The organism is Phocaeicola intestinalis (genome assembly GCF_014837065.1).
GTDB lineage: Bacteria > Bacteroidota > Bacteroidia > Bacteroidales > Bacteroidaceae > Phocaeicola > Phocaeicola intestinalis.
On record NZ_JACSPP010000076.1, the window covers coordinates 1 to 14681 of the forward strand.

Annotated in this window: 11 protein-coding genes; 7 read left to right on the forward strand and 4 right to left on the reverse strand. The window is 45.9% G+C overall.

What is annotated here, in order from left to right; all coding sequences use genetic code 11:
- The first annotated feature begins 531 nt into the window (after window positions 1–531).
- The gene (gene gyrB / locus H9625_RS15835) at window positions 532–2496 is read left to right on the forward strand and encodes a DNA topoisomerase (ATP-hydrolyzing) subunit B (protein ID WP_022039830.1); all 1965 of its coding nucleotides are present in this window, start codon (window positions 532–534) and stop codon (window positions 2494–2496) included.
- A 185-nt stretch (window positions 2497–2681) separates the two neighbouring features.
- Complete coding sequence (locus H9625_RS15840) at window positions 2682–5366, forward strand: 4-alpha-glucanotransferase (RefSeq protein WP_191765279.1); 2685 nt, start codon at window positions 2682–2684, stop codon at window positions 5364–5366.
- Window positions 5367–5640: 274 nt separating this feature from the next.
- Here H9625_RS15840 and H9625_RS15845 read toward each other — a convergent pair whose 3' ends face one another.
- From H9625_RS15845 to H9625_RS15855, 3 genes are all read right to left on the reverse strand, one after another.
- Window positions 5641–6972: a nucleobase:cation symporter-2 family protein gene (locus H9625_RS15845; protein ID WP_087207963.1), complete on the reverse strand. Its 1332-nt coding sequence runs from the start codon at window positions 6970–6972 to the stop codon at window positions 5641–5643.
- Window positions 6972–7541 carry a xanthine phosphoribosyltransferase gene (xpt, locus tag H9625_RS15850; RefSeq protein ID WP_022039932.1) on the reverse strand — a complete coding sequence of 190 codons (570 nt, stop codon included), beginning with the start codon at window positions 7539–7541 and terminating at the stop codon, window positions 6972–6974. The genes H9625_RS15845 and xpt overlap by 1 nt, the downstream gene beginning before the upstream one ends.
- A gap of 185 nt (window positions 7542–7726) precedes the next feature.
- Entirely contained in the window at window positions 7727–8683 is a 957-nt protein-coding gene (locus tag H9625_RS15855; protein ID WP_191765281.1) for a fimbrillin family protein, read from the reverse strand.
- A 236-nt stretch (window positions 8684–8919) separates the two neighbouring features.
- Here H9625_RS15855 and H9625_RS15860 point away from each other — a divergent pair, with 236 nt between their 5' ends.
- Window positions 8920–10323: an alkaline phosphatase gene (locus H9625_RS15860; protein WP_191765283.1), complete on the forward strand. Its 1404-nt coding sequence runs from the start codon at window positions 8920–8922 to the stop codon at window positions 10321–10323.
- Window positions 10324–10828: 505 nt separating this feature from the next.
- Here the strand turns inward: H9625_RS15860 and H9625_RS15865 are convergent.
- Window positions 10829–11038: a hypothetical protein gene (locus tag H9625_RS15865; protein ID WP_191765285.1), complete on the reverse strand. Its 210-nt coding sequence runs from the start codon at window positions 11036–11038 to the stop codon at window positions 10829–10831.
- On the opposite strand from H9625_RS15865, the gene H9625_RS15870 reads away from it, so the two are divergent.
- From H9625_RS15870 to H9625_RS15885, 4 genes are all read left to right on the forward strand, one after another.
- Window positions 11012–11443 carry a winged helix-turn-helix transcriptional regulator gene (locus H9625_RS15870; RefSeq protein ID WP_191765287.1) on the forward strand — a complete coding sequence of 144 codons (432 nt, stop codon included), beginning with the start codon at window positions 11012–11014 and terminating at the stop codon, window positions 11441–11443. The genes H9625_RS15865 and H9625_RS15870 overlap by 27 nt on opposite strands.
- Before the next feature lie 138 nt (window positions 11444–11581).
- Window positions 11582–12490 (forward strand): helix-turn-helix domain-containing protein, encoded by a 909-nt coding sequence (locus H9625_RS15875; RefSeq protein ID WP_225226474.1) that lies wholly within the window; start codon window positions 11582–11584, stop codon window positions 12488–12490.
- A gap of 7 nt (window positions 12491–12497) precedes the next feature.
- Window positions 12498–13886, forward strand: a complete 1389-nt coding sequence (locus H9625_RS15880) for an aldo/keto reductase (RefSeq protein WP_191765289.1) — start codon at window positions 12498–12500, stop codon at window positions 13884–13886.
- Window positions 13887–14018: 132 nt separating this feature from the next.
- A complete protein-coding gene (locus tag H9625_RS15885; protein WP_225226475.1) occupies window positions 14019–14630 on the forward strand; it encodes a GNAT family N-acetyltransferase in 612 nt (203 codons plus the stop codon).
- Window positions 14631–14681 lie beyond the last annotated feature (51 nt).

Sequence of the window (14681 nt, forward strand, 5' to 3'; positions counted from 1 at the left end):
AACTCAATTTCTCGACTCCGGCTGAGGTCTTTTTCAAAAATATTTCGTAATGTTGCACTCGCTGGTTGACTCTGCCTTCTGCCGTCCGACAGTTTATTTTGCTCCAATTTAGGGTTTTCTTTCGTTTTATTTTCTAACTTTGCCATTGTTTAGAGGTTTTATCCCGATTTAGGTACCATAACCGGGTGATTACGCTAAATAATTGATTTTCTTTTGTTTTCCGATATTGCAAAGGTACAAAAGAAAATGGAATTTCAAAGTGTACTAAAAGTGTACTTAATGACGAAAAATGGGCAAAATATGGCAAAAATGGAGAAAATAAGAAATATACAAATAACTGATAATAAGGAAGATAAATTCTTTTATTTTCCTATGATTTCTATGCCTTGTGCCGGGTCTGGGTACATAAAAAGGCTGATAATCGACTGATTATCGGCCTTTGTTATTTTCCGTTTTTTTAGAGGAACAAAAGTTCACTATCTCACGAAAAATGCGTATCTTTGACCGTTTTAAAAAGTAGACTGAAAAGATATGAGCGAAGAACTGACCCTAAACAGCGGAAATACGTATTCGGCAAGCAGCATTCAAGTATTGGAAGGACTGGAAGCCGTACGCAAACGCCCCGCTATGTATATTGGCGATATCAGCGAAAAAGGATTACACCATCTGGTGTACGAAGTAGTAGATAACTCCATTGATGAAGCACTCGCCGGTTATTGCACCCACATAGAAGTAACTATCAACGAAGACAATTCAATCACCGTGCAAGACAACGGGCGAGGCATCCCAGTAGATTTTCACCAAAAGGAAAAAAAGTCGGCACTGGAAGTTGTGATGACCGTCCTCCATGCCGGAGGTAAATTCGACAAAGGCTCATACAAAGTATCTGGAGGACTGCACGGTGTCGGTGTATCGTGTGTGAATGCATTGTCTACCCACATGGTGACCAATGTGTTTAGAAACGGAAAAATCTACCAACAAGAATATGCATGTGGAAAGCCACTTTATCCTGTAAAGGAAGTAGGAACAACCGATATTACTGGAACCCGTCAGACTTTCTGGCCTGATGCATCGATTTTTACCACTACCGAATACAAGTATAACATTCTCCAGGCACGTATGCGCGAGCTTGCCTACCTGAATAAAGGTATTACTATTACCTTGACCGACAAGCGCGAAAAAGAAGAGGATGGTTCGTACAAACAAGAGGTCTTTCATTCGGAAGAGGGCGTAAAAGAGTTTGTACGCTTCCTTAATTCGAGCAATACACCACTCATCGATGATGTCATCTATCTGAATACTGAAAAACAGGGTATTCCTATCGAGTGTGCCATCATGTACAACACAGGCTTCCGCGAAAACCTCCATTCATATGTAAACAATATCAACACCATCGAGGGAGGTACGCACGAAGCAGGATTCCGCACGGCATTGACTCGTGTGCTGAAGAAATATGCCGAAGACAGCAAGGCATTGGAAAAAGCCAAGGTAGAAATTTCGGGCGAGGACTTCCGTGAAGGGCTGATAGCAGTCATTTCGGTAAAAGTAGCAGAGCCACAGTTTGAAGGACAGACTAAAACCAAATTGGGCAACAACGAAGTGAGCGGTGCTGTCAACCAAGCCGTGGGTGAAGCTTTAACTTATTATTTGGAAGAACATCCGAAAGAAGCCAAACTTATCGTAGACAAGGTAGTATTGGCAGCTACGGCACGCATTGCAGCCCGTAAGGCACGTGAATCTGTACAACGTAAAAGCCCGATGGGTGGAGGAGGGCTTCCGGGCAAGCTTGCCGACTGCTCCAGCCGCACACCCGAAGAATGCGAACTGTTCCTTGTCGAAGGTGATTCGGCAGGTGGCTCTGCCAAGCAGGGCAGAAGCCGCCAGTTTCAAGCCATCTTGCCGTTAAGAGGTAAAATCTTAAACGTAGAGAAAGCCATGTGGCACAAAGCGTTTGAAAGTGACGAAGTAAACAACATCATACAGGCACTGGGGGTACGCTTCGGTGTAGATGATTCGGAAGACAGCAAGAAGGCAAACATTGAGAAGCTGCGCTACAACAAAGTCATAATCATGACGGATGCTGATGTTGACGGCTCGCACATTGATACCCTGATTATGACTTTATTCTATCGCTACATGCCTGAAGTAATCCAGGGCGGACACCTTTACATCGCCAATCCTCCTCTCTACAAATGCACCAAAGGCAAAATCAGCGAATATTGCTATACCGATGAAGAACGTCAGGCATTTATGCAGAAATACGGTGACGGTACCGAAACAGGTATCCACACTCAGCGTTACAAAGGTTTGGGTGAAATGAATCCGGAACAGTTGTGGGAAACGACCATGAATCCGGAAACCCGCATTCTGAAGCAAGTCAGCATCGAAAACGCAGCAGACGCCGACTACATTTTCTCCATGCTGATGGGGGATGATGTAGCTCCACGACGTGAATTCATAGAAAGACACGCCACATATGCGAATATCGACGCATAAGGCGTTTTTATTAACTTCATATTCATTCACAATTAAAAATCCAGCCCCGCATCTTACACTAGGGGAAGCTCCAGCAATGCATTTTGTTGCTGGAGTTTTTTTATTCCCACATTGACACATTCCCACATTTGCATATTATCATATAATTCCTTATATTTGACACATAAACTAACCAACAGAATCAGATGAAACTCACATTCCGTATCCAATACCATACTGTTTGGGGAGAAGACCTCCGTGTCATCTTCGATGAAGGTGACCCTCTCTTTCTCCAGCTTTCCACCCGCGACGGAAGCGAATGGAAAGGAAGTTGCGATTATTCGCCTGCCGAGTCCGGACGTCCTATCACCTATCGTTACGGGGTGTTCCGCGACGATATGTGCATCCGCAAGGAACTGGGAGCTATTGCACACACCGTGTATTCGGGCAATGTCCAGCAACATCAATACCTCATAGAAGATTGCTGGCGCGATCTTCCTACCGAAAATTACCGTTATAGTTCCGCCTTTAATGATGTCCATCCACTGACATCGCCCAATCGATTGAGCAACAATGTGGGAAGCTGCATCACTTTCCGTGCCCTTTGTCCGGGATTGCATGTACAAGGACAGGAACTGGGGATTATCGGGAGCTGTAGTGCACTGGGTAATTGGGAGTATTGCCGTCCTATCCGGATGCACGAGGTTGCTTCGGGCGTGTGGCAGCTCACATTGGATGTATCGGCACTAAAATCACCATTCGAGTATAAGTTTGTCGCCATCAACGAGAAGACGGGAGCTGTAGAAGAATGGGAAACGCGTCCTAACCGCCTTTTTCAGATACGTCCGCTTCAACGCGGAGAAACTTATCTGCCTGCCGAAGCAGAAGTATTCTTCAACCGTCCTGCCTGCCGTATTGCGGGAACAGCCATTCCTGTGTTTTCGCTCCGCTCGGAAGGAAGTTGCGGTGTAGGTGACTTCGGCGACCTGAAACGGTTCATCACGTGGGCCATCGAGACCGGACAACGTGCCGTACAGATACTCCCTATCAATGATACTACAATGACTGGTACGTGGATGGACTCATATCCCTACAACAGTATCTCCATTTATGCTTTTCACCCGATGTATATTGACCTGCGCCAGTTGCCTGCATTGAACGATGAAGAAGCAATGAAGGCTTTCGAGCGACGCCGTATTACCCTGAACGGCTTATCGCAGGTCGACTATGAAAAAGTAAACTGCCTGAAACGGGAATACCTGCATACCTTATTCCACCAAGAGCAAGAACAATTTCTGGAAATGCCGGAATTCAAAGCTTTCGTGCAAAAGAACGAAGAATGGCTACAGCCTTACGCTGCATTCAGCGTGTTGCGCGACCGGAATGGCACTGCCGATTTTCGCCGATGGGGAGTGGACAGCGTATACCAAGCAGACCGAGTGCAGCAAATGTGCATCCCCGGAAGTACGTACTACGAAGACATCTGTTTCTACTATTTTTTGCAATACTACTTGCACGTACAACTGCTTGATGCCTGCACCTACGGACGCAGCCAGGGAGTCATCGTGAAAGGTGATATCCCTATAGGTATCAGCCGCAACAGCGTGGAGGCATGGGTAGAGCCTTATTATTTCAATATGAACGGGCAAGCAGGAGCTCCTCCCGATGCTTTTTCCACCAACGGACAAAATTGGGGAATGCCCACCTACAACTGGCAAGTGATGGAGAAAGACCAGTACCATTGGTGGCAACGACGTTTCCGCAAGATGGCAGAATACTTCACGGCCTACCGTATCGACCATATCCTTGGTTTCTTCCGTATCTGGGAGATTCCTTATCATTCTGTCCACGGATTATTGGGGCAATTCGTCCCTTCGCTTCCAATGAGCAAAGAAGAAATACAAAGCTTCGGACTCGATTTCGACAAGGAACGTATGACACGTCCGTACATTGATGACCAGTTGATAGATAAACTTTTCGGTGACAAGGCACACGAGGTGCGCCACACTTTTTTGAAACATCTTCCCAGCAAACTGTATGCCTTGCGACCCGAATACAACACTCAACGTAAGGTCGAGACATACTTTGACGGAAAGGATGACCCCGCCAGTACGGATATGCGCGAAAAACTCTATTCACTCATCAGCGATGTGCTCTTCATCGCTGACCGCGATGACCCTAATAAATTCCATCCACGCATCGCCGTACAGAACGAACCGGTATTCTGCCACCTTTCTGCTAAAGAACAGCAAGCATTCAACCGCCTTTATGATCATTACTACTACCAGCGTCATAATGAATTCTGGTACCACGAAGCGATGAAAAAACTACCTATACTGCTTCAAGCAACCCCGATGCTGGTATGCGGAGAAGACTTGGGTATGGTACCGGGCTGCGTACCTTGGGTAATGAACCAGTTACAAATACTTTCACTCGAAATCCAGCGGATGCCCAAACAAACCGGTATAGAGTTTGGCAGACCCGAGAACTATCCTTACCTCTCGGTATGTACCATCGGCACCCACGATATGACTACCCTGCGCGGCTGGTGGAAAGAAGACTCCACCGTTACCGACCGCTTCTATCATAACGAACTGCACTACTGGGGCACAACACCCGAAGAAGCTCCTGGCTGGTTATGCGAGGAAATCGTCCGCCGTCACCTGCAGTGTCCTTCGATGCTTTGTATCCTGACGTGGCAAGACTGGACCGCAATGGACGAAGCCATCCGTAATGCAGACATTGATGCCGAACGCATCAATATCCCGGCCAATCCACATAATTACTGGCGCTGGCGGATGCATATCACCCTCGAAAAGCTGATGAGTCTTACCGACTTCAATCAACATATTCGCCAGATGATTGCTGAAAGCGGAAGAGCAGACGGATAAAGTTTTTTCTTTAAAACACAGTTTTTCGTTGACTAGTTCTATAGATTGAAAATTCAAAACAGCTAATCTGCGAAAAACTGTGTTTGCTTGCTTAGAAACTGTTTTGAATTTCTCCAAAAAGTTTTTCTCGTCTTGATGCATTCGTTTTCGTATGTACTTTGGGCAATTTTTTGTTCCTTTCCGTTTCTGTTCTTCGTCAGCTAGCCCACTATCTTCCTCATCACACAAGCGGAAATGCCTCAAAAACGCATTACGGTAAATTCAAAACAATTTCTTAATTTTTAATCCGAATCAGCAGATTCGCCAATATTGCCGTAAGCCCTCCGGTAGTGATGCCTGATGAAAAAATAGTGCGTAGGGTTTCGGGAAGCTGGCAGAGAATGTCAGGTACCAGTTCTACGCTTAAGCCAAAGGAAAAACTTAGGGCAACAACCAATGTTGCCTTGCGGTCAATGTCTTGTGAAGCAATGATACGTATACCTGCTGCTGCCACCGTGCCGAACATCAGCAACGTGGCACCGCCCAGTACCGGTTCAGGCATCAGCGAAAAGACCAATCCCACTGCAGGAAACAATCCCAATATAATCAGCATCGCGGCAATGTAGTAACCCACATAACGGCTTGCTACACCCGTCAGTTGTATCATTCCGTTGTTTTGGGCAAAAATGGAATTGGGAAACGAATTAAGGCAAGCAGCTATCATCGAATTAAAGCCATCAGCAAAGATGCCTCCTGAAGCACGGCGGACAAACTTCTCTCCCTCTACAGGCTCGCCCGAAATTAGTGAGTTTGCCGTAATGTCACCATATGCCTCAATGGCGGTAATAAGATAAATCAATGCCAAGGCTATGATAGAAGATATATCAAAAGAAAGTCCATAACGAAAAGGCATGGGAACATTCAGTCCGCCATAATCCGGGATAGAAGCGAAATCTACCATCCCCAGACACCATGCCACTATATAACCGATAGCGAGTCCAATGACAATGGAACTCATACGCAGGTAACGGTTTGAACTACGGTTAAAAAAGATAATCAAAACCAACACCAGTCCGGCGAGTCCCACATGACGCAGGCTGCCGAAAGTTCCGTCGGCTTGTGCTGCAGCTCCGCCTCCGCAAGCCGTGATGCCCACCCGTATCAGACTCATGCCAATAAGAGTTACCACAATACCCGACACCAACGGGGTGATAATCCGACGGGTATATTTCAATAAACGACTGATAAACATCTCGACCGATGCAGCAGCCATACAGGCACCAAAGATAGCTGAAAGCCCTCCAGTCAGTCCTGCTGCAATAATAGGACCGATAAACGAAAAGCTGGTACCTTGTATGCACAGTAAACCACATCCGATAAAACCTATGCGGCGACATTGGATGAAAGTGGAAATGCCCGAAGCAAATAATGCCATCGATACCAGATAACCAGTTGTTTCCAAATCCAATTTTAGAGCACCGGAAATAATGAGCGGCGGGGTGATAATTGCCACAAAAATGGCCAGGAGATGCTGCAATGCGGCAAAAAGAGTCTCACGCAAGGGCGGACGGTCATCCAGCCCATAGATTAACCCGGAAGATACTACAGGTCCTTGATGTTCTTCCATTATTCGCGGATTTTGATTTCACAATTCTCCAAACTCTCAATGATAGCAAGCGACTCGACGTGTATCCCCTGCTGACGCAAGTAGTCACCTCCGTGCTGAAACGCTTTTTCTATTAAGAATCCCATCCCCACCAATTCAGCTCCTGCCTGCTGTACCAGATCAATGACACCTTTGGCTGCATTACCGTTCGCCAGAAAATCATCAATAAACAACACCCTGTCGCCCGGACACAGGTAATCACGGCTGACACAGACTTCATACGAACGGTCTTTGGTGAACGAATAAACCATTGTGGTCAGCATATTCTCCATGGTACTGGGACGTTTTTTCTTGGCGAACACTACCGGCAATTCGAGAAGATAGCCTACCATAATGGCTGGAGCAATGCCACTCGCCTCGATAGTCATCACCTTATTTATATCTGTACTTGCAAACCGGCGGACAAACTCTACCGCCATCGATTTCATCAAAACCGGATCCATCTGGTGATTGATGAAATTGTCTACTTTCAAGATTCCTCCTTCAAAACATTTTCCGTCCCGCAAAATACGCTCTTTCAGTGCTTTCATATTGTGTAAATTTTGTCTTTCGCGCCACAGATTACATAGATTTGAGAACAATGCTTACATCCGTATTACTATGTTCTTCAGTCTATGTAATCTGTAATGAGTTAATTTTGTGCAAAGGTACGGCTTTTTATCCTATTTCCGGCAATACATGGAGCAGAGATATTATCTGGAAAGCGAAAAAAAAATCAAACATTCTCCGGTTCTCCATCTACCACCAAGTTTCCTCCACCTGTTACTTCACCGGTAGTCCATTCGGTCACATCGGAATCGCCAATAATCAGTTGTCCGTCATTGATACGGATGGTATACTGGTAGCAATAACCGGCGGCAAATGCGTGACTGATATTTTGCGTGCTTGCCGTGAACGATACGCCGTCGCGTGTATAGCCAATAGAGAATGTCAGCGTCACTTGGCTTTCCGACGGATTGAGCAACAAGGCTATCTGTGTATCGGTAACATCATCAATAGTTGTGCCTCCTGCAGACATCGTCCACTTGTTCTTCGCTTCGGCTCCCGATATTTCAGTCATTAATTCGCTGGTGAAATTGTATGTATGCTCCGTAAAACAACCTTCACCTTCAATGCTGACTTCATTTAACAAAGTTTCCATATTGCCCTCATCAACCAAAGTTATCAACAACAGACTGTATGTGTGTTTGAACGCATTGGCACCGGTAAAATTAACCGTACCATTATTGTCGCCGAAGTTACATTCTTTTGTCGCTACCAAAAAGTCGTATGTCCCCAGTTCGGCAAGTTTGCCTGACTGAAGACTGAGGTCGGGCATTGGCACTTGGCTGCGCATAGCTCCCGCTTGGTAAGGATAAAATGCGCAGAAAACAAAATCACTGGTCAGGTCGGGCCAAGACAGTCTGGCGGCAGCTTCCCAAGTGCCTGCTTTGTTGGTAAACAATGTCGGGCTATCTTCCTCGGGCATAAAGAAACCAATTTCATCCCCCGGATTGAATGACACATTGCCACCCTCATCTGTCGTTGTACGGCTTTCCACACTGCCCGAGACTTCAGCACGCAGGCGGATATCGGTATTTTCTTTTGCCGTTCCCGCTTCGGGAACGTTCTCTTGCTGGCAGGCAAACATTGTCAATGACAAAGCTATGCCCAATAATACTTTTGTTTTCATCTGAATATAATTTAATATACTAATTCATTTATAACTAACGCAACATTTGTCGGTTGTATCTGTTTGGCACCAGTTTTTTTTCAAGATTATTTCTGCATTCCTTTATTTTCCTTACCTTTGCCCTTAGAAGCTGTTTTGAATTTATCGCACGAAAACGGATACATTAAGCCAAGAAAAACTTTTTGGAGAAATTCAAAACAGCTTCTTGGATAGTAACCAAATTTAAAAACAGCGATATGAAAAAAATTTCATTCTTCCTTCTTTGTTCCCTGATTTCCGTATGGACATATGCACAAGAAGCCAAATACGTGTTTTTCTTCATCGGCGACGGAATGGGAGTCAACCAAGTACAGGGTACCGAACTTTATTTGGGCGAACTGGATGGTAAAATCGGACTTACCCCGCTCGACTTTACCGAATTCCCCTATGCCACTACCAGTTCCACCTATTCAGCAACCAATGGCGTAACCGATTCAGCAGCCGGAGGCACTGCACTTGCCACTGGCACAAAGACTAAAAACGGTACCATCGGCATGGAGCAAGACCAGCAGACCCCCATCGCCAGTATCGCCATGCTGGCAAAAGAGAAAGGATGTCGTGTGGGTATCGCTACCAGCGTAAGTATAGACCATGCCACACCTGCTGCTTTTTATGCTCACAACCCGAACCGGAAAAACTATTACCAGATAGGGAAAGACTTGTTTACTGCCGGTTTCGACTTTTACGCCGGTTCTGATTTTCTCGACCCCGATAACCACGGGCAAGGCGAAAGTCTCTATACGCTTGCCTCACAGTATGGATATACCTTGGCAAGAGGATACGAAGACTTCATGGCAAAAAATGAACAGGCCGACAAACTTATCCTGCTGCAGACCGAAAAAGCTTCGGCAACCTACCGCGATGCTATTCCCTATGCTATCGACCGTCGCGAAGGTGATCTTTGCCTGAGCGACATTACAAGTGCTGCTATCCGTTTCCTTTCGAAAGACCTAAGCAAAGGTTTCTTCTTGATGGTAGAAGGTGGAAAAATTGACTGGGCATGTCATAGTAACGATGCTGCTACAGCATTCCGGGAAGTGGTTGATCTGAACGAATCCATCCGCCAGGCACTTCAGTTTTACGAAAATCATCCCGATGAAACTCTCATTGTCATCAGTGCTGACCATGAGACAGGTGGTTTGGTGCTGGGTACAGGTGCATATGCCCTCAACCTGCAAGCCCTGCAATACCAGCGCGTAAGCGAAACTGCCTTTACCTCCATACTGAACAGTCTACGTCGCCAGACAGGCAACCGCGTGACGTGGGAGCAGGCACGTCAGGCACTTGCCGACAACTTCAGGTTCTGGAATGAACTGAAACTGACCGAACAACAAGCAAAACGCCTTGAGGAAGTATATTGCCGCACTTTTACTAGCTCCGATGTAGAAATGGAAAAAAGTGAATATGCACAAGACGAACCACTGGCAGCCGAAGCCGTACGCATTATCAATGAAATAGCCATGGTAGGTTGGGTCAGTGGCGGCCACTCAGCTGGCTACGTACCCGTATTTGCCATTGGAGCCGGAGCGGACTATTTCCAGGGACGAATGGACAATGTCGAGATTCCGGCACGCATTGCCGAAATTGCACACTACCAGTAAAAAACTGTTTATATTTTACCTAGGTTTGTTTTGAGAATTGTTTTCGAAGGTGTTTTTCTGATTTTATAAGGAGGACAAGTAAGCTATCTGACGAAAAACAGAAGCGGAAAGGATCCAAAATCCGTCAAAATAGTTAAAGTTATTGATTAGGTTGTATTATCAATCCAAAGGGTATCTTTTTATAGTTTCCATCTCAAAACCGTACGTTCTTGATATGGAAACCGTATGTTTTCGATATGGAAACCGTACGGTTTCCATATGGAGAACGTAAAAAGAAGACAGTTTGAAACAGATACTGAACCTTTCAATCATACATTGATTTGTATCTGTCCAACAAACTTATCGGAGAAATTAAGCTGTTTTGAAATGTGCAAGGTATCCATCACCTCTTTAAGCGGATGTTTTCAGTTCCTCGCTTGCGGCTCTAAAATCTTTGGTGTAACTTGCCTCTGTTTTTCAGTCAGGTCCGGTGGATAGTGTGTCATAACTTTATTGTTTGCTACCTTTAAAGATATGACATTTTTCCCAAATTGACCGGCTGATTCTGAGAAGCTGTTTTGAATTTCTCCAAAAAGTTTTTCTTGGCTTGATGTATCCGTTTCCGTGTGTGCTTTGGGCGATTTTTTGGTCCTTTTCGCTCCTGTTCTTCGTCAGATAGCCCGCTATCTTCCTCATTACAGAAGCGAAAATGCCTCAAAAACTCATCCCAAATCATCGCACGATAAATTCAAAACAGCTTCTGAAAAAAGAAGAAAAAAATTCGATTATCGAGATTTGCCCAGTCCGTAATGTAATAGCACGTTTCGGTAACAAGTGGGCGTTGCTGGTCGTACTGGTAATCAGCGAGCACGAATGTGTCCGTTTCAATGAGTTATGCCGCCTGATTCCGGATGTTTCTTCACGGGTGTTATCGGGTACGCTCAAGACACTGGAAGCCGATGCCCTTGTTGCCAGAAAAGTGTATCCTACCGTGCCGCCAAAGGTAGAATACCGTCTGACGGATATAGGCCGCTCGCTCATGCCGCTCATCGCTCAACTGACCGAATGGGCGCAGACGAACATGAAGACCATCGTCAAGCACCGTAAGGCGTTCGATACAAAGGCTGCGAAAGCAAATTAACAGGTTGTTTTCCTGTATATATAACACTTTCTCCTTTTTGTTTAACATCCAAAAGTTTGTCCATGCATATTTTTGCAGTCGTAAAAATATATCTTGTAAAAGCGGTGTGAATATCTATTGTGGCAAAGTAAAGAAATAATGAAAATACAGAAAGGGAAAATTATTGAAATCAATACAGTGGAGGAATACGTCGCCCTGTTTGGCTGTCCGCCGATATGCCATCCACTGTTGAGCGTCTGCCGCCTGTCTGATGTAAAAGACTACAGTCCTATCGGTAAACCGGTGCGGTTGAACCTCTATACCATCACGATAAAGGACAAGACCACCTGTAATGCAAGTTACGGGTGGCGCAGCTATGACTTTACACGCGGCTGCATGAATTTCTTTGCACCGGGGCAAGTGCACAGTTGGGAAGAGAAAACTGTAAACGCCGGCAGGTGGGGATGGATGCTGGCTTTCCATCCCGACTTCATACGCAAATATCCGTTAGGCGCAAAAATCGGCAGGCTGAAATTCTTTTCCTACGATGTGAGGGAAGCCCTGCACATATCCGACATGGAGCGGAACGTAGTGGAGAATATTTTGGAAAACATCGAGAACGAGTACAGGCAAAACATCGATGCACATACGCAGGACATTATCGTCTCGCAGCTTGATGTCCTGCTGAATTATTCGGAACGCTTCTATACGAGGCAATTCCAGACACGCAGCAGTGTGGAGCCCGACATCGTGACACGGGTACATCTCCTGCTTCAAAAGCATATAGACGAGCATCGCAAAGAGTTTATTTCCGTCAATGCCTTAGCCAGTGAATTGAACATGTCTACCCATTATCTCAGCGACCTATTGCGCAGCCAGACCGGAATGAACACGCAACAGCACATCCACGCATTTCTGATAGAGCAGGCAAAATCCTTACTGGCGACTACACAACTGTCCGTAAGCGAGATTGCATACCGGTTGGGATTTGAATATCCCCAGCATTTCAACCGTCTGTTCAAGAGCAAGACAGGCATTACCCCACTGGAATATAGAAATATGAACTGAAACGCGTATGGAACAAACTGAAAACAAAGGAATGTCGCGCCGTTCTTTCCTGAAACGGCTGGGTATCATTGGGGCATCCACCGGATTGTCTGCCTGTGGACACGGGCAAGCCGGACAAGAAACCATGGGCGGGGAAATGGCTTACCGCACCGACCCTAAGACAGGACAGCAAGTTTCCCTGTTAGGCTACGGCTGTATGCGCTGGCCACCCGCCACCTCTCCACAAAAGGACAGTTGCCCGATAGACCAAGAAACCGTAAACGGATTGATAGACTATGCCATAGAACGGGGCGTAAACTACTTCGATACCGCTCCCATTTACGGACAAGGTTGGTCGGAAACCGTTACGGGAAAAGCCTTGAAGCGTCATCCCAGAGAAAAGTTCTTCATCGCTACCAAGATGTCCGGGGCATCCGACCTTTCTCGCGAGAATCTGACAGCCATGTATCACCGCTCGTTTCAGCATTTGCAAGTCGATTACATAGATTATTACCTCCTGCACGGCATAGGTGGTGGCGGAATGAACCTGTTCAACAAGCGTTTCATACAAAACGGGATGCTCGACTTCCTACTTGAGGAACGGGAACAGAGAAGAATCCGACCTCTTGGCTGGTCCTTTCATGGCGATATTGAAGTGTTCAATCGTGTGCTGCAGATGCACGAACAAGTGCATTGGGACTTTGTGCAAATCCAACTCAATTATGTGGACTGGAGGCATGCTTCCGCTTACAATGCCGATTGGCAAAAGGCTATGGGAGATGACACCAACGCCGAATACCTGTACGAAGAATTGGCAAAGCGAGACATTCCCGTAGTCGTCATGGAACCTTTACTGGGCGGAAGGCTGGCCAACGTCACACAAGACGTACTGGCTCAGATGAAACAGAAGCGTCCGGATGACACGGCTGCGGCATGGGCTTTCCGCTTCGCCGGGTCATTCCCGAAGGTGCTGACCGTTCTTAGCGGAATGACTTATAAGGAACATCTACAGGACAACCTGCGTACTTTTTCACCGCTCATTCCCCTGTCCAGCGAAGAAAGCGATTTCCTTGAGGATGTGGCGGAACGAATGAAGGACAGCCAGAATATCCCCTGCACCGACTGTAAATATTGCATGCCCTGTCCATACGGGATAGATATTCCGGCGAACTTCCTCCATTACAACAAATGCGTCAACCACGGCTATGTTTCCAAAAGCCATCTGGATGCCAATTATGAGGAAGCCCGGAGAGCCTTTCTGATAGGTTATGACCGCCGCGTGCCTAAATTGAGTCAGGCAAGCCACTGCATCGGTTGCGGGCAATGCGTGTCCCAATGCCCGCAGGGCATCGACATACCGTCACAGATGAGAATGATTGATGATTATGTGGAGCAGTTGAAGCAAGGAACTTTATAGGAAATGATTTCAGTACATTTATCCCACTTCCAATTTTTGAAACATTTCTCATAAATGCAGTGCCTGCTTGCCTGATTCTTGCGCAAAATCATTACTTTTGTGCTTATTGAATCCTTTAAGCAAAAGGAATATATGGAGAATTACGAAGATTGCTTCCACCAAACATTGATCGGAAAAGAACGGATGAAGATAAAACAAACTTTGCAAGAGCCAATGAACACATACAATATCATATCCCTTCATGCCCACCCCGAATGGCGCATTCCTGCAGCCAGATGGTTCCAAGAAAAATGGGAAATTCCTTTAGAGGAGTATCTGACAAGTATCGATGAAAGTATTAAAGGAACTATAGCTGTTCCTCAATGGTACATAGTAATTGAAGGGCAACAGATAATTGCCGGAGCCGGTGTGATAGAAAACGACTTTCACGACCGCAAAGACCTGACTCCGAATATCTGTGCCTTATATGTGGAACCGGAACGACGTTGCCGCGGCATTGCCGGACAGCTGTTGGAACATATCTGCAAGGATATGGCTGTAAAAGGTATCAGCACCCTCTACCTCATCACGGAGCATACCTCGTTTTACGAACGTTATGGCTGGGAATACCTGTGCATGGTGAAGGGCGACGATGGGGAACAGATGCGGATGTATAAAAATCGCCCAAAGCACACACGAAAACGGATACATCAAGACGAGAAAAACTTTTTGGAGAAACTCAAAACAGTTTCTTCTATGTTGTAATCCAAATATCCAGAGAATTTTTTTATTTTATTAAAGGTTTTCATTAGCTTT

Coding starts and splice junctions, on each gene's coding strand:
- H9625_RS15885 (WP_225226475.1), top strand. CDS start 14,019: ATGGAGAATTACGAAGATTGCTTCCACCAAACATTGATCGGAAAAGAA.
- H9625_RS15865 (WP_191765285.1), bottom strand. CDS start 11,038: ATGATTTGGGATGAGTTTTTGAGGCATTTTCGCTTCTGTAATGAGGAA.
- gyrB (WP_022039830.1), top strand. CDS start 532: ATGAGCGAAGAACTGACCCTAAACAGCGGAAATACGTATTCGGCAAGC.
- H9625_RS15845 (WP_087207963.1), bottom strand. CDS start 6,972: ATGGAAGAACATCAAGGACCTGTAGTATCTTCCGGGTTAATCTATGGG.
- H9625_RS15880 (WP_191765289.1), top strand. CDS start 12,498: ATGGAACAAACTGAAAACAAAGGAATGTCGCGCCGTTCTTTCCTGAAA.
- H9625_RS15870 (WP_191765287.1), top strand. CDS start 11,012: ATGCCTCAAAAACTCATCCCAAATCATCGCACGATAAATTCAAAACAG.
- xpt (WP_022039932.1), bottom strand. CDS start 7,541: ATGAAAGCACTGAAAGAGCGTATTTTGCGGGACGGAAAATGTTTTGAA.
- H9625_RS15840 (WP_191765279.1), top strand. CDS start 2,682: ATGAAACTCACATTCCGTATCCAATACCATACTGTTTGGGGAGAAGAC.
- H9625_RS15855 (WP_191765281.1), bottom strand. CDS start 8,683: ATGAAAACAAAAGTATTATTGGGCATAGCTTTGTCATTGACAATGTTT.
- H9625_RS15860 (WP_191765283.1), top strand. CDS start 8,920: ATGAAAAAAATTTCATTCTTCCTTCTTTGTTCCCTGATTTCCGTATGG.
- H9625_RS15875 (WP_225226474.1), top strand. CDS start 11,582: ATGAAAATACAGAAAGGGAAAATTATTGAAATCAATACAGTGGAGGAA.